We start from the raw sequence: 21,189 nt of genomic DNA, 5'->3' as shown, positions 1-21,189 counted from the left end.
TTCGCATGGCTTCGCGCGCCGCCCTCGCGCCCTGCCAAACCCAACCCAAGCCCGTCAAAGGACTTGACTCACAAATCCCCATATGAGGGTGGGCAAAGGCGCACTTGCGCCGTGCCCACCATCTAACGTCTTGCTCGAAAAATGGTGGGCACGCTTCGCTCTGCCCACCCTACGAGATTTTCGCACTCACTCCTCCATCAGCGCATTCATATGCTCCACCGCATCGGCGAAATCCTCCTTGAATTCCTGCACCACCGCGCCGGCCGATTTCACGCTGTCGATCAGGCCGACGCCCTGGCCGACAAAGTACGTCACGAGATCGCGTGCCTGCACATTGCCGGCGGCGGCGGCGCGGTCGATCGAGTTGAAGGCGTCGCGGCTGATGATGCTCTGCAGTGGCATAGGCAGCGCGCCGGGACTATCCGGCCCGCGGTCCCATGCATCCGTCCACACCGAACGCAATTGCCGCGCCGGCTTTCCGGTGCGGCCCTTGGAGCGCACCGCGTCGCGCGAGGAAGCCGCGATCATTTTTTCGCGGAAAATTTCGGTCGTCTCCGATTCCACCGTCGCCAGCCACACCGAGCCGGTCCATGCGCCCGCCGCGCCCATCGCCATGCACGCCGCCATCTGCCGCCCGGTCATGATGCCGCCCGCCGCCAGCACCGGCACGTCGCGGATCGGCTTGATCGCCTTGATCACCTCGGGCACCAGCACCATGGTCGAGACTTCGCCGCAATGGCCGCCGGCCTCGGTGCCTTGGGCTACCAGGATATCGACGCCGGCCGCAACTTGCCGTAGCGCGTGCTCCTTCGAACCCACGAGTGCCGCAACCGGCACGCCGTGCTTGCGGCCCATATCGATCATCTGCTTCGGCGGCACGCCGAGCGCATTCGCGATCAGCTTGATCGGATGGCGGAAGGAGACGTCGAGCACTTCGAGCGCGCGCTGCGCGTCGAACGGCTGCGGCTGGTTGTCGGCTACGTTGGTCGTCGTCAATTCGACGCCGTATTTCTTCAGCAGGTTCCGCGTGAAGTCGCGATGCTGCGGCGAGATCCGCGCCTCCAGGCTTTTCCAGGTGACGCCCTTTTCGCCCGCGGTCGAGATGTTTTCCGGGATCAGCACGTCGAGCCCGTAGGGCTTGCCGTCGGTGTGATCGTCGATCCATTTCAGTTCCTGCTCGATCGTTTCAGGCGAATGCGCGGTCGCGCCCAGCACGCCAAAGCCGCCGGCGCGGCTGACCGCTGCCACGACGTCTCGGCAATGGCTGAAGGCTAGCAGCGGAAACTCGATTCCCAGCATGTCGCAGATCGGCGATTTCATGGTTGGTCCTCCCGGCGGCAGCATTTCCAGGTTGCTGTTCGGCTTTCCGAGACGCTAGCGCATTGGAGGCTTGCATGCCAAGCGGCCTTGCCCCTCGCCTTGAGGAACGAACATTCCACCTCGCAAAATATGCAATGCCATGCCGCCGATTTGCGTCTTGCGCTTTCACGCTGCGGAGAGAATGCTGGCGACCAAATCAATAGATAATCTGCAAGGGAGCCTGCCTTTATGTCCGCCACGTCTTCCGTTACCGCCAAACCCATCGAGGCCTACGACGTCGTCGTGGTCGGTGCGGGCTTTGCCGGCATGTACATGCTGCATCGGTTGCGCGGGCAGGGGATGACGGCGCGCGTCTTTGAGCAGGGCTCGGGCGTCGGTGGCACCTGGTACTGGAACCGCTATCCCGGCGCGCGCTGCGACGTCGAGAGCATGCAGTATTCCTATTCGTTCTCGGAAGAGCTGCAGCAGGAATGGGACTGGAGCGAGCGTTACGCGCCGCAGCCGGAGATTTTGAAATACGCCAACCACGTCGCCGACCGCTTCAACCTGCGGCCCGACATCCAGTTCAACACCCGCGTCGAAAGCGCTGCCTTCGACGAGACGACCTCGCGGTGGTCGGTCAGGACTTCCGACGGCAAGACAGTCACCGCAAAATTCGTCGTGCTCGCCACTGGTTGCCTGTCGAACGCGCGGATGCCCGACATCAAGGGGCTCGATAAGTTCAGGGGCAAGGTCTACCACACCGGCCACTGGCCGCATGAAGAAGTCGATTTCACCGGCCAGCGCGTCGCCGTCATCGGCACCGGATCGTCAGGGATTCAGTCAGTGCCCGTTATCGCCGAACAGGCGAGCCAGCTCACGGTGTTTCAGCGCACGGCGAACTTCTCCATTCCCGCCCGCAACGCTGCGCTCAGCGAGCAGGAGCGGGAGAAGTTTCGCGCCAACTATCCCGAGATCAGGCGTTTTGCGCGCGAGGTGGCGAAGAACGGCATCTATACCGAAATGCCCGATCGCGGCGCGCTCGATGACGGCGACAATGAGCGCCGCTCGAAATACGAGGCACGCTGGAACCGGGGCGGGCTCACCTTCATGTCGGTCTACAACAACCTCGCGCTGGATCAGGCGGCCAACGACACCGCCGCCAATTTCGTCCGCGAGAAGATTGCGGAGATCGTGAAGGACCCGGAGACGGCAAAGCTGCTGCAGCCGAACAACCATCCGATCGGCTCCAAGCGCATCTGCATCGACACCGATTATTTCGCGACCTTCAATCGCCCCAACGTGACGCTGGTCGACATCAAGTCGAATCCGATCGAGGAGATCGCTGAAGGCGCGGTGCGCGTGGCCGGCAAGGACTACGAGGTCGATGCGCTGGTGCTGGCGACCGGTTTTGACGCCATGACGGGGTCGGTGGCGAAGATCGATATCAGAGGCCGCGGCGGGCAGACGTTGAACCAGAAATGGGCCGCAGGCCCGCGCACCTATCTCGGCCTGATGAGCGCAGGTTTTCCCAATCTCTTCGTCATCACCGGTCCGGGCAGCCCGTCGGTGCTGTCGAACATGATCGTCTCGATCGAGCAGCACGTCGACTGGATCACCGACTGCATGGCGTACATGCGCAATCGCGGCCTCGATACCATGGAAGCGGCCGCCGCTGCCGAAGACAAATGGGTCGCCCATGTCAACGAGGTCGCCTACACCACGCTCTACCCGCAGGCCAATTCCTGGTACATGGGCGCCAACGTCCCCGGCAAGCCAAGGATTTTCATGCCCTACATCGGTGGCGTCGGCCCCTACCGGCAGATCTGCAACGACGTCGCAGCCAAGGGCTATGAGGGTTTTGTGATGGAGAGGGCGGAGCAGCCGCGAGAGATGGCGGCGTCCTAATCCGCTCCCGTAGGGTGGGCAAAGCGCAGCGTGCCCACCCTCACGAGCGGAGCATTAGTGGTGGGCACGCTTCGCTTTGCCACCCTACAAGTCAGCTTCGCAGCCGCCGCGTCAACACCTCAACAAACCGATCGACATCAGCCTCGTCATTGTACACGTGCGGCGACACTCGCATGCGCCCCAGGCGCGGCGCGACATAGACGCCTTCGCTTGCCAGTCCTTCGATCAGGCCGGCCGGCATTCCGCCCTTGAATGCGAGGCTCAATACATGCGGCGCCCGCAGATGCGGTTCGAAAACGTGGACGCCGAGGCCGCGCACGGCTTGCGCGATCCGTTCCGTCAGCATCGTGAGACGTTGCCACAATGGCCGGCGTCCCCCATTCGACCATCATCTCCATGCCGATCGAGGCCATCTCCATCGAAATGAAATGATCGCGCTCGCCCATGTCGAAGCGCCGTGCATCGGGAACGTAGCTGACGTCGGTGAAATAGACCGCGTTCTCGGCGCGCACGTTGCGGCGGCCGGACGCGGTCTGTTCGAGCGGGATACCGCCTTGATGGCGTTTTGCAACATAGAGAAAGGCGCGGCCGTAAGGGCCGAGCAGCCATTTGTAGGTCGGGAAGATCAGGAAATCCGGGTCGAGACGCTTTACGTCCGTCGCCAGCACGCCGGCGCCTTGCGTCGCGTCGATCAGGAAAGCCGCACCCCGCTGCCGGAGCGCCGGGCCGACCTTGTCGACATCGATCAGCCCGCCGTCCGACCAGTGCACCGATGAGATCGAGGCCAGGCTGACCGGCTCGGCGCCAGATCGTTCGATCGCGGCAAGCACCGCCGATGTCCAGTCGCCGTCGTCCGGCTGCCGAACCGTCTCGACGGTGAAGCCTTCCGCCTCGGCCCGCGTCTGCCATTCGAGCACCGGTGATGAATGATCGTTCTCCAGCACGAGCACGCGCGTGCCGCGCCCGATCGGCACGATCTTCGCGGCGGTCGCAACCCCGTAGCTGATCGAGGCAATCAGCGCGACATCGGAGGCCTCGGCATTGATCAGCCGGGCGGCAGCAAGGCGCGCGCGTTCATGCTGCTGGTTGGCGAAGGAAGCCTCGAGCGTCCACGGCGTACCCTTGCGGAGCACCGCGGCGCGGCCGGCCTCCAGAGTCCGAAGCGGCAGCGGGCTGTAGGAGGCGGCATTCAGGTAGCAAATCTGGCGCGGTATCTCGAACAAGGCGCGCTGTGATGGGAGCATGTGGATGGTCTCTTTTGTAGCGACCCATCTATTATGGCCGATCTCGACTACGCCAGCCACAGGAGCATTGCTCCGAGTACACCCGCCTTGCCGTGCGATTAGGGCAGGCGCAGCATGGCGCATTGCTCCCCTGATTTTTGCGCGCTTTTTGTTTGGTTGCGCTGCTGATACGAAACCTTACATGGATTGCGGCGGCCGCCGCACGACGGATCACTTGAACCGCGAGACGGCCGAAGAAGCCTGGAGCCAACCCGAATGACCGACGCCCCCGTCAACGACCCCACAGTTTACGAGCCTCCAAAAGTCTGGACCTGGAACAAGGCAAGCGGCGGCCGCTTTGCCAGCATCAACCGCCCGATCGCAGGGCCCACGCATGAGGCCGAACTGCCGGTCGGCCGGCATCCATTTCAGCTCTATTCGCTGGCGACGCCGAACGGGGTCAAGGTCACCGTCATGTTCGAGGAGCTGCTCGCGGCTGGCTTCGGCGACGCGGAATACGACGCCTGGCTGATCAGGATCGACGGCAACCAGTTCGGCAGCGGTTTTGTCTCTGTCAATCCGAACTCGAAAATCCCGGCGCTGATGGACCGCAGCGGGCCTCAGCCGATCCGGGTGTTCGAGTCCGGTGCGATCCTCGTGCATCTTGCCGAAAAGTTCGGGGCGTTCCTGCCGGCCGGCGGCGAGGCGCGGGCCGAATGCCTGTCGTGGCTGTTCTGGCAGATGGGCAGCGCGCCGTTTCTCGGCGGCGGCTTTGGCCATTTCTACGCCTACGCGCCGACCAAGATCGAGTACGCCATCGACCGCTACGCCATGGAGGTGAAGCGCCAACTCGACGTGCTCGACCGGCGTTTGGCGAGCAGCGAATATCTCGCAGGCAAGGACTATACGATCGCCGACATGGCGACATGGCCCTGGTATGGCGCGCTGGCAAAGGGCCTCGTCTACGGCGCCGGCGAATTCCTGTCGGTGCACGAATACAAGAACGTGCAGCGCTGGACCGACGCGATTGCAAAACGCCCCGCCGTGAAGCGCGGGCGCATGGTCAACCGTATCTCGGGCGATCCGGCGAGCCAGTTGCACGAGCGGCACGACGCCAGCGATTTCGACACCAAGACGCAGGACAAGATCGGCGAGCCCGTCACAACGTAAAGCGCGGGCAGGGGGAAACCACCATGAGCTTTTTCGAAAAGGGCGCCGTCCGCATCCACTATCAGGAAGCCGGCTCCGGCTTCCCGCTGCTCTTGATTGCCGGCGGCGGGCTGAACTCGAACATCGCTGGCATCACCGGCGACTATCCGCCCTTCAACGCCATGAAGGAGTTTGGCGACGAGTACCGCTGCATCGCCTACGACCTGCGCAATGCGCCACCCGGCCAGTCCTCCGGCCCGCTCGATATCGATCGCCCCTGGGATTCCCACACCGACGACCAGCTCGCGCTGATGGACCATCTCGGGTTCGAAAAATTCATGGTGCTGGGATTCTGCATCGGCGGCCCGCTGATCTGGAATCTGCTCAAGCGCGCCCCAGATCGCGTCGTTGCCGGCGTGCTGGCGATGCCGTCAGGCTCGCGTCCCGAAATGCGCGACCTGTTCTACGACAACAACATGAAAGGCTGGGCGCCGGAACTGACAAAACGCCGGCCCGACATCACGATGGAGCAGGCCGAAAAATTCCTGACGCGGATGTACCGGACCAACCCGGATTTCGTCTTCACCGTGACGCGCGATTTCGTGCGGCAATGTCAGACGCCGGTGCTGATCCTGCCCGACGACATCCCGGCGCATCCTTATGCGGTTGCCATGGAGAGCGCGATGCTGGCGCCGAATGCGGAAGTGAGTTTATTTCCGTGGAAGGAGCCGAAAGAGCGGGTGCCGCTCGCGGTGCGCCAGATCCGGTCCTTCCTGCGCGCGCATCGGCCGGCGCCATAGTCCGTAGGATGGGTGGAGCGAAGCGATACCCATCAATACCGTTCGTGATGCCGATGGGTATCGCTGCGCTCCACCCATCCTACGCCTAGACCGCCGTCTTCGCCCCCTCGGCCGGCGGAAACACCACGCGGTCATCCGTCCGGCAGTAACGATCCGCGAACATGCGGCCGATCGGGTGATAGCGATCCATATGGACGCGCATCGCGGCGTGGTCCCACAATTCATCGCGGATGTGGAAGTGGATGCCTTCGCCCATCACCAGCAGCCGATCGCCGTTGACGTCGATTTCCTTCCAGGTCTTGCACTCCATCGCAAAAGGCGCATCCACCAGTCGCGGCACGGCGATTTTGGTCGAGGGCGCCAGCTTGAGATTGAGGTAATCCGGCTCGCCGATATCAGGGGGAAAATCGCCGCTGCTCTCATGCATCGCATGCGCCAGCGCCTCGTCGGTCATGTTGACCACGAATTCGTTCGTCGCGCGGATGTTGATCACGGTATCCTTCACCCGGCCGTCGGGCCGCAAATTGGCGGCGAACATGCAGAGCGGCGGATCCTCGCAGAACACGTTGAAGAAACTGAACGGCGCCGCATTGACCACGCCGGCAGGTCCCATCGACGTCACCCACGCGATCGGCCGCGGCAGCACGAACGATGTGAGCACCTTGTAGCGCTCGCGGGGTTTGAGGTCGCTGGGATCGTATTGCATGCAAGAGGCTCCGCGTAGGGTGGGCAAAGCGGCTTGTCCGCCGTAGCTCGCAGAGCGAAGGCGGAAGCGTGCCCACCATTGAAGACAACGTTCTGGATAGGTGGTGGGCACGGCGCTTGCGCGCCTTTGCCCACCCTACGCAGGTCAGCCTACGGCATGCTCAGCTCGTGCCTTCCGACCACCATCCAGTGCACCTCGTCCGGACCGTCGGCGAAGCGGAGGTGACGCACATCCTGGTACATTTCGCCGAGCGGGCTCCATTGCGAAATGCCGGTGGCGCCGTGCATCTGGATCGCCTGGTCGATGATCTTGCAGGTGCGTTCCGGCACCATGGCCTTGACCATGCTGACCCAGATCCGCGCTTCCTTGTTGCCGAGCACGTCCATCGCCTTGGCGGCTTTCAGCACCATCAGCCGCATCGCCTCGATCTCGCAGCGCGCCTGCGCGATGATCTGCAGATTGCCGCCGAGATGGGCGATCTTCTTGCCGAAAGCTTCGCGGGTCAGCCCGCGCGACACCATGAGGTCGAGCGCCTTTTCCGCCTTGCCGATCGTGCGCATGCAGTGATGGATGCGGCCCGGCCCGAGGCGGACCTGCGAGATTTCAAAGCCGCGGCCTTCGCCGAGCAGCATGTTCTCCTTCGGCACCCGGCAATTGTTGAAGCGCAGGTGCATATGGCCGCGTGGCGCGTGGTCGTGGCCGAACACGTGCATCGGGCCCAGAATTTCCACGCCGGGGGTGTCGATCGGCACCAGGATCTGCGATTGCTGCTTGCTCGGCGGCGCATCGGGATTGGTCTTCACCATCACGATCATGATCTTGCAGCGCGGGTCGCCGGCGCCGGAAATGTAATACTTCTCGCCGTTGATCACCCATTCGTCGCCGACGAGTTTTGCCGTGGTCGAAATGTTCTTGGCGTCCGACGAGGCGACATTCGGTTCGGTCATCGCGTAAGCCGAGCGGATCTCGCCCGCGAGCAGCGGCTTCAGCCACTTCTCCTTCTGCGCCTTGGTGCCAACGCGCTCCAGCACTTCCATGTTGCCGGTGTCGGGCGCCGAGCAGTTCATGGTCTCGGAGGCCAGCGGGTTCTTGGCGAGTTCGACCGCGATATAGGCGTAGTCGAGGTTCTTAAGGCCCTGGCCGGTCTCGTCGTCAGGCAGGAAGAAGTTCCACAGGCCTTCTTCCTTGGCCTTGTCCTTGGCCTTCTGCAGCACCGCGAGCTGTTCCGGCGTAAAGCTCCAGCGGTCCGTCTTGCCTTCGCCGAGCCGCATGAACTCGACCGACATCGGATCGACGGTTTCGCGGATGAATTTCTTGACATGCTCGTACAGCGGACGGACCTCGTCCGACATGCGCAAATCGTTGAGTTCTTCGCCCGGATTGAGATTGTAGGTCGTCGTTCGCGGGATGTAGGCGTGTTTCATGGATTATTCCTCCCATTGCGCAGATCGTCTGCGGGCGCGCACTCGGCTCGTTGGCCGGCAATGTAGACGGGCGGGCAGGGCTTGTACAAGCACGCGCGAAAGGGGCGCGATTTTCCGCCTCGTGGGAAGCCAGGCTAGTGTCCCGATATGGGCGAATTACGTTCCCACTCTCATTTGCGCCGGGCCTTGTCGAACGCGCTGAGCACCGCGAGCGTCATCGCGGTGACGCCGGTTTCGATGGTCGGCTTCGGCACCGGCGCAAACAGTGGCGAATGATTGGACGGTATTGGCGACCCGCCGTTGCGGGCTGCGTCGATACGTTCCTGGTCATAGACGCCGATGTTGAACATCATCGATGGCACGCCTGCACCGGCGTATTCGGAGAAATCCTCGCTGGCGGTCCCCGGCGGCGAAACCCTGAACTTGTCGCCAAATGCCGACTTCAACGCTTCAGCAGTGGCGGCGACCACATCGGGATCGTTCATGACGGGCTTGGTGCCCTCGGCGATCCTGATATCGGGCGCGGGTGCGCCTGACATGGCGGCAGCGGCCTTTGCCGTTCGTTCGATCCCGGCATGCAGTTTGGCGCGAACTTCGGGCTTGAACGAGCGAATGGTGCCGGAGAGTTGCACGGAGTCGGGAATGATATTTCCAGCGGTGCCGCCGTGAATGGCGCCGATGGTCACGACGCCGAATTCAGTTGGATCCTTTTCGCGGCTGATCACGCTTTGTACGTCGACGATGAACCGCGCCGCAATCGCTACGGGATCGATGGTCGTGTGCGGCGCCGAACCGTGACCGCCGCGGCCGTGGAATGTCACCTCGAGACTGTCGGCAGCGGACGTGCCGACCCCGGTACGATAGAAGACCGTCCCATGAGAGAATGGGCCGGCATGCAGGGCAAAGGCGGCGTCGGGCTTGGGAAAGCGCGTGAACAGGCCCTGCACAATCATGGCACGGGCGCCTGCCACAATCTCTTCCGCCGGCTGGGCGATGAACATCAGCGTGCCCCGCCACTGCTCCTTCAGGCCAAGCAGCGTCTTCGCCGTTCCGACCCAGCTCGCCATGTGGATGTCGTGGCCGCAGCTATGGGCGACGAACACCTCCCGCCCGTTCCAGTTGGCCTTGTCGCGGCTCGCATAGTCGAGGCCGGTCTTTTCTTCCATCGGCAGCGCATCGAGTTCGGTACGCACCATGATGGTGGGTCCATCGCCGTTCCGGTAGATGGCGACCAGCCCGGTCTTGCCGACATTCTCGGTGACCTCGAACCCGAGCGCGCGCATCTCTGCGGCGAGCCTGGCTGCGGTTTTCAGTTCCTGAAAGGCAAGTTCGGGATGGGCGTGGAGTTCTTTGTAAAGCGCGTCGAGCTTTGGATAGTCGCTGGCGAGCGATGTCGCGATCGCCTTCTTCAGACTGGGGACATCGAGTTCGGCATGGGCCGGCAGCGAGGTAGCGAACAGGGCGACGGATGCCACCAGGGATCTGACAAATCGATTCATTGCGCAACCTCCCTTGATTGCATCGCAGCGCTCTGTGCGTAGGGTGGGCAAAGCCACCGGGTCGCGCGAATGCGCGCCCGATGACAGGCTCCGCGTGCCCACCATCTATCCGCGACCGTTGTCTTGAATGGTGGGCACGCTGCGCTTTGCCCACCCTACGATCCGCTCCTACGTCGGCATCCGATGCATCACGCAGATCTTGTTACCGTCGAGATCGCGCAAATAGGCGAGATACATCTTTCCGGCCGAGCCTTCGCGGATGCCGGGCGGATTCTCGCAGCTCTTTCCGCCATTGGCGATGCCTGCCGCATGCCACGCGTCAGCCTGCTCGGGTGAGTTCGCCGCAAAACCAATGGTGCCGCCATTGGCATGCGTCGCCGGCTCGCCGTTGATCGGCTTCGACACCGAGAACACGCCGGTCTTGGTGAAGTAGAAGATGCGGTGGCCGTCGACCCTGGCCGGCCGGATATCGAGCGTGCCGAGCAGAGCGTCGTAGAACGCCTTGGCCTTTTCGAGGTCGTTGGTGCCGATCATGACGTGCGAAAACATATTCTATATTCCTCCCGGTTCTTGGAGCGAATGGACCACGCCGCCCGCCTGCGGGGAATGTAAACAGCTGCACGGGCGTTGCACAAGCAGGCAGGACGACGTGCCGGGCGGGTGCAACGCCTATTCGGGCAACCCGGCCAGCTTCAACCCTTCGTAGAAGCGATTGCGTTCCTGCCAGAATGCGGGATGGCGCGACAGCTCCGAGGCCTTCAGGGCGCCGACGGTGTGACCCGGATTGCGCTTTTGATACTCCACCAGATTCATCCTGGCCTGTTCGGTACGGCCGTGCAGCGCGTCGATCGCGGCGAGCCATTGCCATGGAAAAGCATTTTGCGGGCTGCTGATGGTCGCCTGCCGCATATGCTCGTAGGCGGCATCGTCATGGCGCAGATGAAATTCCGCCATGCCCAGCGTGAAGTAGCCAAGACTTACCTGTTCGGCATTGGCCGGATCGAGGCGAAGCGACAGCGTGACCAGTTCGGCGACCTCTTCGGCGCGGCCTTGCTGGAGCTTCAGAAATCCCAGGCGCTGCAGCGCCCGAGGATAGTTTGGATAGAGTGACAGCGCGCGCTGCACCGCCTGTTCGGCTTCGTCCAATCTTCCCTGCGCCGACAGCACGAGGCTGCGAAAATAGTTGGTGCGGGGATCGTTGGGCTGCAGCGCCAGCGAGCGTTCGATCGCCTGCGCGGCCAGCGCCGTCTGGTTGTGGGGATTTCCGCTCGTGCGGTTCAGCACTTCGGTGATGTGGCTGAGCGCCAGGCCCGAGAGCGCCGTGGCGGAATCAGGATCAATCTCCAGCGCCTGCTCGAACAGGGTGCGGGCGCGCTGCGGCATGTCGCGCGTATGCAGCCGTCTCAACAGACGCCAGCCTTCAAGCGTCGGGTCGATGGCCGCGAAGGTACGGCCGGCGTAAGGCTTGTCGAACGTTCTGCTATCGTCGAAGCGAACCCTCAGTTCATTGGCGATGCGCGCCGTGATGTCGCGACGCCAATTCCATCCGGCCTGCTCGCCATAGTCGAAGCGCCCCGACCATAGCAGCGCGCCGGTGGCCGTCGCCTGCAATTTCACCGCGATCGAAACCGCTTCGCCCTGCCGCTGCAGGCTGCCGCTCAGGGCATAGGTGGCCAACTGGCTGTCGATGCTCTTCTCTCCACCCGCCGCCCCATTTCCTGCCGGAGGCGCAATCACGAGCGTGTCGGGCAGACGCGACACTTCGATGGTCAGATCTTCCGTGACGGCCTCGGCGAGGTCGCCTGCATTCTGGCCGCCAACGCCGGCTAGCGGCAGAATGGTAATCGTGTGCTTGCCGACGACAGCGTCGGTTTGCCCGCGATATGAAAGCGCGAGCCAAAGCATGCCCGCGAACGCGATGACGCTCGCGAGGGCCAGAAGCGGCAGCAATGATCCCCTGTGCGAAGGCGAGCGCAGCTGTGCATCGTTGCCAGGTGCAGCGTTTTGGGTTGTCAGGGGCGCGACATCGGTGCGTGCCGGATCGGCCGGAGTTGCATCGAACAGGTAACCACGACGCGGAACAGTCTTGATCAGGCCCTGACCATCGTCTCGAAGGGCGGCCCGAAGTTCGCTGACGCATTGCACCAGCGAGTCGTCGGTCACGGTCACATCGGGCCATACCGCTTCGATCAGTTCGTCCTTGGTCAACAGCCGGCCGGGATGACCGGCCAGATAGGCGAGCAACGCAAAGGTCTTTGGACGGAGGGAAACCGGGGCGCCGCCAACGCGCAGTTCGCCCCGGCCGAGATCGACCTCGAAGCCCGCGAAGCGCAGCACGCCGCCGACAATTGTGACTGGCGTGCCACCGTCCGCGGCCGTCGGCTCGGTTTTCGCGCCAATTTCGGCGTTCATTCGGCACTCTTTCGGGTGTCGCGGCGTCAACGCGCCCAAACTCTCCCAACCGAAACAGAACGGCGGCAATGCCGACGCCATGCTCGCCCCCGATCCTAGGCCAGATCGTCGGCAACGGGAATGGCGTCCGCGCCGCAGGCGGAGAGGAGAGCCAATCATGACCATGAACCGACGTTTCTTTCTGGGCGCGGCCGCCAGCACCTTGGCGACCATGGCTGGCACGCCGCCCAATCCGGCTTCCGCCCAGAGCGCGCGCGCAGCCGCGTCAGGGCAGGGTCTGGATTACCGCAGCGTTAGTGAGCTGCGGGCGCTGCTCGATGCCCGCAAGGTTTCCGCGGTGGAGTTGCTCGATCATGCCGTGCGCCGGATCGAGGCGCTGGATTCCCGTATCAATGCCGTAGTGGTGCGCGATTTCGAACGCGCCCATGCAACGGCAGTGCAGGCCGATGCGGCGCTGGCGCGCGGCGAACGCCGGCCGTTGCTCGGCGTACCCATGACCGTCAAGGAATCGTTCAATGTCGGGGGATTGCCGACCACCTGGGGACTGCCGGCGGGCCGCGACTGGCAGGCGCCGGAAGACGCCGTCGCCGTTGCTCGTCTGAAAGCGGCCGGCGCCGTGATCCTGGGCAAAACCAATCTCGCGATCGCCATCGCCGACTGGCAGAGCTTCAATCCGATCTACGGCACGACGAACAATCCCTGGGATATCAAGCGCACGGCCGGCGGATCGTCCGGCGGCTCGGCGGCAGCGCTGGCCGCCGGATACGTGCCGCTGGAGCTCGGTTCTGACCTCAGCGGTTCGACCCGGATACCGGCGCATCTGTGCGGCGTTTTCGCCCACAAGCCCACATCCAATCTGGTCCCGCAACGCGGCCAGGCGCCGCCGCGCTCGCCCGCGTTGGCGACCGATCTGACAAGCGGACTTGGCGTCTGCGGACCAATGGCTCGAACCGCCGCTGATCTTTCATTGGCGCTGGACGTGCTGGCAGGACCGGACGAGTCTGATGCGCTCGCTTACCGTCTCACCCTCCCGCCGGCGCGCCACGCAGCCTTGAAAGACTTTCGTGTCCTGATGCTCGATAGTCATCCCTTGTTGCCGGTGGCGAGCGAAATTCGCGCTGCGCTGGATCAACTCGCGGGCAGGCTGTCGGCGACGGGCGCGAAAGTTGCGCGGTCAAGCTCGCTGCTGCCTGATCTCGCCGAATCCGCACGCTTGCACACTCGCATGGTGCGCAACTTCGTCGCCTTCGGCCGTTCTCCGGAATTTTTCAAGAAGCACCAGGAGGAAGTTGCGGCACTCATGCCGGATGACGACAGTCTGAAAGCGTGGCGAACCCGCGCGCCCTTGCTTAATCACCACCAATGGATGGCCGGTGAAATCGCGCGCGCCCGCCTGCGCCAGCAATGGGCGGTCCTGTTTCGCGAATTCGACGTGGTTCTGTGTCCGCCGTTTTCAGTGGTCGCATTCCCGCACGACCAGAAGCCGGATCAGGAGCAGCGCACGATCGACATCGATGGCGAAACCCACCCCTACCTCTCGCTGATCGTCTGGTCGACGGTCGCAACGCCGCCGGGTTTGCCGGCCACGGTAATGCCGGTGGGCCGTTCCAAAGCAGGTCTTCCGATCGGCGTGCAGATCATCGGCCCGCTGCTCGAAGATCGCACCCCGTTGGCCTTCGCGGCCATGCTGGAACGGAAATTCGGAGGCTTCGTCCGGCCACCGGAGCTTCAACTCTGATTTGACCTTTCCGGAGAACGATCCGGGTCCCTTACCCGTAAACAGGCGAGTGGAACCGATATGGCGGATTACGCTTTAGTAATCCGCCATGGGCCCGCCAGCAGCGCGGCGCCACGACGCACCATGGCATCTTGAAGGCCCGCCGGGGCAATCCCTACCTGTGGGATGCCAGCCGCGGCGTTTTTGTCGTGAGCTGCAGGGAGACGACAATGAGCTATTTGAAGACTGCCATTCTATTGGCCGGTCTTACCGGCCTCTTCATGGGCGTCGGCTATCTGATCGGCGGCGCTAGCGGTGCCGTGATTGCGCTCGTGATCGCCGCCGCGACGAACATTTTCGCCTACTGGAATTCGGACCGCATGGTGCTGTCGATGTACGGCGCCCATGAGGTCGACCGGAACAGCGCGCCCGACCTCGTCCATCTCGTGGCCGAGTTGGCCGGCCGCGCCGGCCTGCCGATGCCGCGCGTGTTCGTGATGGACGAGGCGCAGCCCAATGCGTTTGCCACCGGCCGCAATCCGCAGAACGCGGCGGTCGCCGTGACCACGGGCCTGATGCAGTCGCTCAGCCGCGAGGAGCTCGCCGGCGTCATCGCGCATGAGCTCGCGCATATCAAAAACCACGACACGCTCTTGATGACCATCACCGCGACCATCGCCGGTGCGATCTCGATGGTTGCACAGTTCGGCATGTTCTTCGGCGGCAACCGCGACAACAACCAGGGCCCCGGCATCATCGGCTCGATCGCCATGATGATCCTGGCTCCGCTCGGCGCCATGCTGGTGCAGATGGCGATCAGCCGTACCCGCGAATACGCCGCCGACGATCTCGGCGCGCGCATCTGCGGCCAGCCGATGTGGCTTGCGTCGGCGCTATCCAAGATCGCGAATGCCGCGCATGTGGTGCCGAACCCGGAAGCCGAGCGCAATCCGGCGACGGCGCACATGTTCATCATCAACCCGCTGTCGGGCCACGGCGTGGACAATCTGTTCACGACGCACCCGGCGACGGAGAACCGCATCGCCGCGCTGCAGCAGCTCGCGGCGGAGATGGGCGCGAGCGGCGGAACGCTTTCCGCCAACACCCGCGGCAGCTATCCGCGCCGCAGTCCGTGGGGCCGGCCCACGGCATCACGCGGACCGTGGGGATAAGCTGACGCGAAGTCGCGTAGCGTGGGCAAAGGCGCGTCAGCGCCGTGCCCACCATCCATCACCGAACGCGCTGCTCGATGGTGGGCACGCTTCGCTTTGCCCACCCTACGGCTTCTCGCCGTCATTGCGAGCGGAGCGAAGCAGTCCACGTCTCTGCAAGCCGCGCTATGGATTGACGACCTTCTGCGCGATGATGTTCTGCGCCAATCAACACCAACTCAAAACGCCGTATACCCGCCATCGATCACAAAGCAATCCGCCGTATGATACGACGACGCCTTGCTCATGATGTACACCGCGATGCCGCCGAAATCCGTGGGCTCGCCGAAGCGGCGCACCGGGATGCGCGGCATTACGTTGGCGACGAATTTGTCGTTGGCCATGATGCCGGCGGTCATGTCGCTCTTGATCCAGCCCGGCAGGATCGCGTTCGCGGTGACGCCGTGGCGCGCGAGCTCAACGGCGAGCGCGCGGCACAGCGCGTTCAGCGCGGCTTTCGTTCCGGCGTAATGCTCGTTGCGCGCGGTGCCGAACAGCGACGCCAGGCTCGAGGTCGCAACCAGCCGGCCGAACTTGTCGCCGGCCTCGGCGCGTTCGGTCATGTGACGCGCGGCGGCCTGAAACACGTGGAAGACGCCGTCGAGATTGGTCGCGAACATTTTTCGCCATTCCTCCTCGGTGCGGTCGATGAAGGCGCGGCGTCCGCCGCCGCCGACGCCGGCATTGGCGAAGCAGCCATCGACCCTGCCGAACGTATCGAGGGTGACCTGCATCGCGGCCTTGACGGAAGCGGGATCGGAGACGTCGCAGATTTGGGTATGCACCTTGCCGGGCCCGGCCGACATGGTTGCCGCCGCGTTCGTGTTCTTCTCCGCGTTGCGGCCCCAGATCGAGACGTTGCAGCCTTGCGCGTTCAACGCCTGCGCGATGCCAAGGCCGATGCCGCCATTGCCGCCGGTGATGACCGCCGTGCGGCCGGTGAGGTCAAAGATGCTCATTGGATGTTTCCATTTCGTGTGGCGCGGGTTAAGGCGTGCGCCCGGTGGCGGGCAGATGTTCTGTTGCAAGCATGGACAAGCGCGTCCGGAAAATCAAATATGGGTCGAGACATCCGATCTTCCGCGCAGCGAAATAGCGCGTAAACACAAGTCATGAGGAAGCAATGCAGTTCAAGCACGTCACGCTCGATTTCGATGGCCCGGTCGCCATCCTCAAGCTCGACCATCAGGAGGTCATGAACGCGGTCTCGATGGACATGCTGGGCGGTCTCGGCGAGGCGCTCGATGCGATCGACGACAAGCGGGAGGAGGTGCGCTGCCTCGTGCTGACCGGGGCGGGGCGCGCGTTCTGCACCGGCGCCAATCTGCAGGGCCGCAACAACCAGAAGGCCGGCAAGAGCAATGCCGGGCAATCGCTGGAAATCGGCTTTCATCCGTTCCTGCGGCGGCTGCGCCGGCTGCATTGCCCGATCGTGTCGGCGGTCAATGGTCCCGCCGCCGGCGCCGGGATGAGTTTTGCGTTGATGGGCGACATGATCGTGTGCGCGCGCTCGTCCTATTTCCTGCAGGCGTTCCGCCGCATCGGCCTGGTGCCGGATTGCGGCTCGACCTGGCTGCTGCCGCGCATGATTGGCAAGGCGCGCTCGGTCGAATTGTCGTTGATGGGCGAGCGGCTGCCGGCGGAGAAGGCGCTGGAGTGGGGCCTCGTCAACCGCGTCTATGACGATGCCGTCTTGATGGAAGAGGCGATGAAGCTCGCGCACGATCTTGCCAATGGCCCGACGATCGCGCTGTCCTTGATCCGAAAACTCTATTGGGACAGCCCGGAAAATTCGTTCGAGGAACAGCTCAACCTCGAATTCGAATCGCAACGCATCGCGGGCGCGGCGGAAGACTTCAAGGAAGGCGTCACCGCATTCCTCGAAAAGCGCCCCGCCAAGTTCAAAGGCAAATGATCGAGGACCAACTCGGACGCTGCGTCGCCTCCTGGTATCCGGGAGCGACCGGCGTGACTGGGGCCGCCAAACTTTCCGGCGGGGCCAGCCAGGAGACCTGGACGTTCGACATCGTTCACGCGAGCGGCAATGTCGGCGCCATCCTGCGCCGTGCGCCGCCGGGCTATGGCGCGTCGCCGGGGCGGGCCGCCGGGCTCGATGCGGAGGCGACGCTGATGCAACTCGCGCACGACGCCGGCCTGCCGTCGCCGCGTGTGATGCATGTGCTCACGCCTAACGACGAACTCGGCACCGGCTTCATCATGCAGCGCATCGAGGGCGAGACCATCGCGCGCAAGATTCTGCGCGATGAGCAGTTCGCTCAAGCGCGGCCGATTCTGGCGCGGCAACTGGGCGGAGTGATCGCGGGCATTCACGGCTTGCCGGTTGCGAAATTGCCGAAGCTGCGCGAGATGAGTGCGACAAAGGAAATTGCCGACCTCGAGCGGGAATATCGCAGCTTCAACTGGCCGCGTCCGGTGTTCGAACTGGCGCTGCGCTGGCTGCGCGAGCGCGATCCCGGGCCGTCGAAGGAGCTGACGCTGGTGCATGGCGATTTCCGCCACGGCAACCTCATCATCGGCCCCGATGGCGTCCGCGCCGTGCTGGACTGGGAGCTCGCGCATTTCGGCGACCCTATGGAGGATCTCGGCTGGATCTGCGTCAACTCCTGGCGCTTCGGCGAGATCGACAAGCCGGTCGGCGGTTTTGGTACGCGCGAGGCGTTGTTCGCGGGCTATGAGGAGGCCGGCCGCAAGGTCGATCCGGATCGCGTGATGTTCTGGGAAGTGATGGGCACGCTGCGCTGGGGCATCATGTGCTGCGGCATGATGCAGCGCTTCCGCTCCGGCCCGGATCATTCGATGGAGCGCGCGATGATCGGCCGGCGCTCGTCAGAGACGGAAATCGATTTGCTGAGATTGCTTGCTCCGAGAGGAGGGTAAGATGCAGGACGAACCGACACCCACCGAACTGATCAAGGCGGTCGCGGATTTCCTCCGCAACGAGATCGTCCCTCAGATCAAGGGCCACAACGCGTTCAAGCTTCGCGTCGGCATCAACGCGCTGGATCTTGTTACGCGGCAATTGGCGTTGGAGCAGGGGAACGATGCCGCGGAGTCAGCGCGGCTGACGCAGTTGCTCGGCGCGGGTGGTTCACTGATTGAGCTGAATCGTGCGCTGTCGGACAAGATTTCAAAGGGCGAGGTCGATCTGCAGACGCCGGGATTGGCCGAGCATCTCTGGCAGACCACGATGGACAAGCTCGCCGTCGATCAGCCGAACTACGCGTCGTACAAGCGGGAGTTGGGAAAATCGTAGGATGGGTAGAGCGAGGCGAAACCCATCATGAGCACCGATACTCCAGCGATGGGTTTCGCTTCGCTCTACCCATCCTACAAGGCTGAGTGCAATCTCGGCGGCGTTCCCCGGATGCAGCGCAGCGCGAAGCGGTGCACTGCTGTTCCGGGGGTCCACTTGCGGCGCCATGGGTCCCGGCTCTGCGGTGCAGCGCTGCGCGCCGCACCGCGTCCGGGACACGAGAGCATTACTTCCCCAGCCATTTCGGCGGGCGCTTCTCCGCAAACGCCTTCGGTCCCTCGATGTAATCCTGCGAGGCCGCCATCGCCTTTACCGCCGGGTACTCGCGCTGCTCAGCGATCGCCTGTTCCAACGATCCGTCAAGCCCCCGCTGGATCGCCTGTTTGGAGGCGCGGATCGACATTGGCGAATTCTTGCAGATCGTCTCCGCCCAGCGCTCGGCGGCGGCCAGCGCTTCACCCGCGGGAACCACCTCGTTCACAAAACCGAGCTCGAGGCCTTCCTTCGCCGAGACATGGCGGGCGGTGAGGATCATGCCCATGGCACGCTTCAGCCCGATCTGCCGCGGCAGCCGGTGCACGCCACCGGCGAGCGCAGCAAGGCCGACGCGCGGCTCGGGCAGCGCAAACGTCGCATTCTCCGCGGCGATAATGAGTCGCAGGCCAGCGCGATCTCGAAACCGCCACCCATCGCGACGCCGTTCACCGCGGCGATGATCGGCTTGTCGCAGTCAAACCGCGAGGTGAGGCCGGCAAAACCGCCCTTGTCCCAGCCGCGTTTGCCGCCGGCGGCCTGCCATTTCAGGTCGTTGCCGGCGCAGAACGCCTTGTCGCCGGCGCCGGTGACGATTGCGACCCATTGCGCAGGGTCGGCGGAGAAATCGTCGAACACCTTGTTGAGTTCGAAATGCGCGTCGATATGCAACGCATTGTACACTTCGGGCCGCGACAGCGTGATGATCGTGACCGGTCCCTTGCGCGTTACCTTGGAGAATTTCAGGTCCATGTTTGCTCCCGTTTCGATTTTCTGCGGAGAAGAATATATTTGGCCGCGATCATAGCGCCAGCGCGGCGTCCGATACCATCCAATTACGCAAGGCGCCTGCGCGTGCCAAGGTCCATTCCGTTGCTTGACTTGGACCGGGTCTTCTCACCTAAATCGATCCGAGCAGGAGCGCTCTCGTAGCGCCTAAACGCAAATCAAAACAAACGACATTCCGGGAGAGACCGCCTTGGATTTCAACCTGCCTGCCGAACTTACAGCCTATCTCGACGAGCTCGATCGCTTCATCGCGCGCGAGATCAAGCCGCTGGAGGAGGCCGACGACAACATCCGTTTCTTCGATCATCGCCGCGAATGGGCGCGCACCGATTTCGAAAACGGCGGCCTGCCGCGGCATGAATGGGAAGCGCTGCTGCGCAAGGCGAAGAATCTCGCCGACGCCGCCGGCCATCTGCGCTTCGCGATTCCGAAGCGCTATGGCGGCAAGGACGGCTCCAACCTCTGGATGGCCGTTATCCGCGAGCATTTCGCCTCGAAAGGCCTCGGCCTGCACAATGATTTGCAGAACGAGCATTCGATCGTCGGCAATCTGCCCATCGTCACCATGCTCGACCGCTACGGCACCGACGATCAGAAGGCGATGATCGACGGATCGATCACCGGAAAATATCGCATCACGTTTGGCCTCACCGAGCCCGAGCACGGCTCGGATGCGACGCACATGGAAACCAGGGCCGTGCAGGCGACCCGCGACAACGTCAAGGGCTGGATCATCAACGGCCAGAAGATGTGGACCACGGGCATGCATGTGGCGACCCATTGCGCGCTGTTTGCCCGCACGTCGGGCAACGACGGCGACGCGCGCGGCATTACCTGCCTGCTGGTGCCGGCCAAGAGCCCGGGCGTCAAGGTCGAGGAATACATGTGGACCTTCAACATGCCCACGGATCATCCGCGCGTCAGCTTCACGGACGTGTTCGTGCCCGACGATGCGCTGTTCGGCGAGGTCGGCCGCGGCCTGTCGCTGGCGCAATGTTTTGTGCACGAGAACCGGATCCGGCAGGCGGCGAGTTCGTTGGGCGCCGCCGTCTACTGCATCAACGAAAGCGTCAAATACGCGCGCGAGCGAAAGCCGTTCGGCAAGGCGTTGGCCGAGAACCAGGCGATCCAGTGGCCGCTTGTCGAGCTTGCGACGCAGGCCGAGATGCTGCGGTTGCTGATCCGCAAGACCGCGTGGGAAATGGACCAGCTCACCCAGGCGCAAGTCGAGCACATGCTCTCGGATCGGGTGTCGATGTGTAATTTTTGGGCCAACCGCCTGTGCTGCGAGGCCGCCGACCGCGCCATGCAGGTGCATGGCGGCATGGGCTATTCCCGCCACAAGCCGTTCGAACACATCTACCGCCACCACCGCCGCTACCGCATCACGGAGGGCAGCGAAGAGATACAGAAGCGGAAGGTCGCGGGATTCCTGTTTGGGTATATGGGGGCGGGGAAGCATTAGAGGATGCGATGCGCATCTCTCTCACCACGTCGTCCCTGCGAACGCAGGGACCCATAACCAC

General features: G+C 63.5%; 17 protein-coding genes and 1 pseudogene. 9 read left to right on the top strand and 9 right to left on the bottom strand.

Going from position 1 to position 21,189, the window contains the following annotated elements:
- Positions 1-186: 186 nt before the first annotated feature.
- Positions 187-1,320: a nitronate monooxygenase gene (locus IVB22_RS31030; protein WP_247520956.1), complete on the bottom strand. Its 1,134-nt coding sequence runs from the start codon at positions 1,318-1,320 to the stop codon at positions 187-189.
- A 228-nt stretch (positions 1,321-1,548) separates the two neighbouring features.
- Between IVB22_RS31030 and IVB22_RS31025 the strand changes: the two genes are divergently transcribed.
- Positions 1,549-3,207, top strand: a complete 1,659-nt coding sequence (locus IVB22_RS31025; protein ID WP_247520955.1) for an NAD(P)/FAD-dependent oxidoreductase — start codon at positions 1,549-1,551, stop codon at positions 3,205-3,207.
- Positions 3,208-3,353: 146 nt separating this feature from the next.
- Here IVB22_RS31025 and IVB22_RS31020 read toward each other — a convergent pair whose 3' ends face one another.
- Positions 3,354-4,451, bottom strand: coding sequence for an aminotransferase class V-fold PLP-dependent enzyme (locus tag IVB22_RS31020; RefSeq protein ID WP_247520954.1), 1,098 nt, complete (start codon positions 4,449-4,451; stop codon positions 3,354-3,356).
- A gap of 255 nt (positions 4,452-4,706) precedes the next feature.
- Here IVB22_RS31020 and yghU point away from each other — a divergent pair, with 255 nt between their 5' ends.
- Complete coding sequence (yghU, locus tag IVB22_RS31015; RefSeq protein WP_247520953.1) at positions 4,707-5,600, top strand: glutathione-dependent disulfide-bond oxidoreductase; 894 nt, start codon at positions 4,707-4,709, stop codon at positions 5,598-5,600.
- 23 nt (positions 5,601-5,623) lie between these two features.
- Entirely contained in the window at positions 5,624-6,379 is a 756-nt protein-coding gene (locus tag IVB22_RS31010; protein ID WP_247520952.1) for an alpha/beta fold hydrolase, read from the top strand.
- An 85-nt stretch (positions 6,380-6,464) separates the two neighbouring features.
- Here the strand turns inward: IVB22_RS31010 and IVB22_RS31005 are convergent, their stop codons facing one another.
- The 5 genes from IVB22_RS31005 to IVB22_RS30985 all read right to left on the bottom strand — a co-directional run bounded on the left by IVB22_RS31005 (position 6,465) and on the right by IVB22_RS30985 (position 12,420).
- The gene (locus IVB22_RS31005; protein ID WP_247520951.1) at positions 6,465-7,085 is read right to left on the bottom strand and encodes a flavin reductase family protein; all 621 of its coding nucleotides are present in this window, start codon (positions 7,083-7,085) and stop codon (positions 6,465-6,467) included.
- Positions 7,086-7,234: 149 nt separating this feature from the next.
- Positions 7,235-8,509 (bottom strand): acyl-CoA dehydrogenase family protein, encoded by a 1,275-nt coding sequence (locus tag IVB22_RS31000; protein ID WP_247520950.1) that lies wholly within the window; start codon positions 8,507-8,509, stop codon positions 7,235-7,237.
- A gap of 170 nt (positions 8,510-8,679) precedes the next feature.
- A complete protein-coding gene (locus tag IVB22_RS30995) occupies positions 8,680-10,008 on the bottom strand; it encodes an amidohydrolase (protein ID WP_247520949.1) in 1,329 nt (442 codons plus the stop codon).
- 168 nt (positions 10,009-10,176) lie between these two features.
- On the bottom strand, positions 10,177-10,557 hold the full coding sequence (locus IVB22_RS30990) for a VOC family protein (protein WP_247520948.1): 381 nt from the start codon (positions 10,555-10,557) through the stop codon (positions 10,177-10,179).
- Between the two features lie 120 nt (positions 10,558-10,677).
- A complete protein-coding gene (locus IVB22_RS30985) occupies positions 10,678-12,420 on the bottom strand; it encodes a transcriptional regulator (protein WP_247520947.1) in 1,743 nt (580 codons plus the stop codon).
- A 157-nt stretch (positions 12,421-12,577) separates the two neighbouring features.
- Between IVB22_RS30985 and IVB22_RS30980 the strand changes: the two genes are divergently transcribed.
- Both IVB22_RS30980 and htpX read left to right on the top strand, forming a co-directional pair.
- Positions 12,578-14,158, top strand: coding sequence for an amidase (locus IVB22_RS30980; RefSeq protein WP_247520946.1), 1,581 nt, complete (start codon positions 12,578-12,580; stop codon positions 14,156-14,158).
- Positions 14,159-14,367: 209 nt separating this feature from the next.
- Positions 14,368-15,309 carry a zinc metalloprotease HtpX gene (gene htpX, locus IVB22_RS30975; RefSeq protein ID WP_247520945.1) on the top strand — a complete coding sequence of 314 codons (942 nt, stop codon included), beginning with the start codon at positions 14,368-14,370 and terminating at the stop codon, positions 15,307-15,309.
- Between the two features lie 218 nt (positions 15,310-15,527).
- Here the strand turns inward: htpX and IVB22_RS30970 are convergent, their stop codons facing one another.
- Positions 15,528-16,307 (bottom strand): SDR family NAD(P)-dependent oxidoreductase, encoded by a 780-nt coding sequence (locus tag IVB22_RS30970; RefSeq protein WP_247520944.1) that lies wholly within the window; start codon positions 16,305-16,307, stop codon positions 15,528-15,530.
- 164 nt (positions 16,308-16,471) lie between these two features.
- Between IVB22_RS30970 and IVB22_RS30965 the strand changes: the two genes are divergently transcribed.
- Genes IVB22_RS30965 through IVB22_RS30955 form a run of 3 tightly spaced genes read left to right on the top strand, consistent with a single transcriptional unit; the run spans position 16,472 to position 18,622 of the window.
- Positions 16,472-17,263, top strand: coding sequence for an enoyl-CoA hydratase/isomerase (locus tag IVB22_RS30965; protein WP_247520943.1), 792 nt, complete (start codon positions 16,472-16,474; stop codon positions 17,261-17,263).
- Positions 17,260-18,246 carry a phosphotransferase family protein gene (locus tag IVB22_RS30960; RefSeq protein WP_247520942.1) on the top strand — a complete coding sequence of 329 codons (987 nt, stop codon included), beginning with the start codon at positions 17,260-17,262 and terminating at the stop codon, positions 18,244-18,246. Before IVB22_RS30965 ends, IVB22_RS30960 begins: the two co-directional genes overlap by 4 nt.
- Position 18,247: 1 nt before the next feature.
- A complete protein-coding gene (locus IVB22_RS30955; RefSeq protein ID WP_247520941.1) occupies positions 18,248-18,622 on the top strand; it encodes a DUF6285 domain-containing protein in 375 nt (124 codons plus the stop codon).
- Positions 18,623-18,848: 226 nt separating this feature from the next.
- Here IVB22_RS30955 and IVB22_RS30950 read toward each other — a convergent pair.
- A pseudogene (locus IVB22_RS30950) lies at positions 18,849-19,627 on the bottom strand (enoyl-CoA hydratase-related protein).
- 226 nt (positions 19,628-19,853) lie between these two features.
- Between IVB22_RS30950 and IVB22_RS30945 the strand changes: the two are divergent.
- A complete protein-coding gene (locus IVB22_RS30945; protein ID WP_247520940.1) occupies positions 19,854-21,128 on the top strand; it encodes an acyl-CoA dehydrogenase family protein in 1,275 nt (424 codons plus the stop codon).
- Positions 21,129-21,189 lie beyond the last annotated feature (61 nt).

The organism is Bradyrhizobium sp. 190 (genome assembly GCF_023073415.1).
Classification (GTDB): Bacteria; Pseudomonadota; Alphaproteobacteria; order Rhizobiales; family Xanthobacteraceae; genus Bradyrhizobium.
Note: the sequence above shows the minus strand (reverse complement) of the source record. Positions and strands in the feature narration are given on the sequence as shown.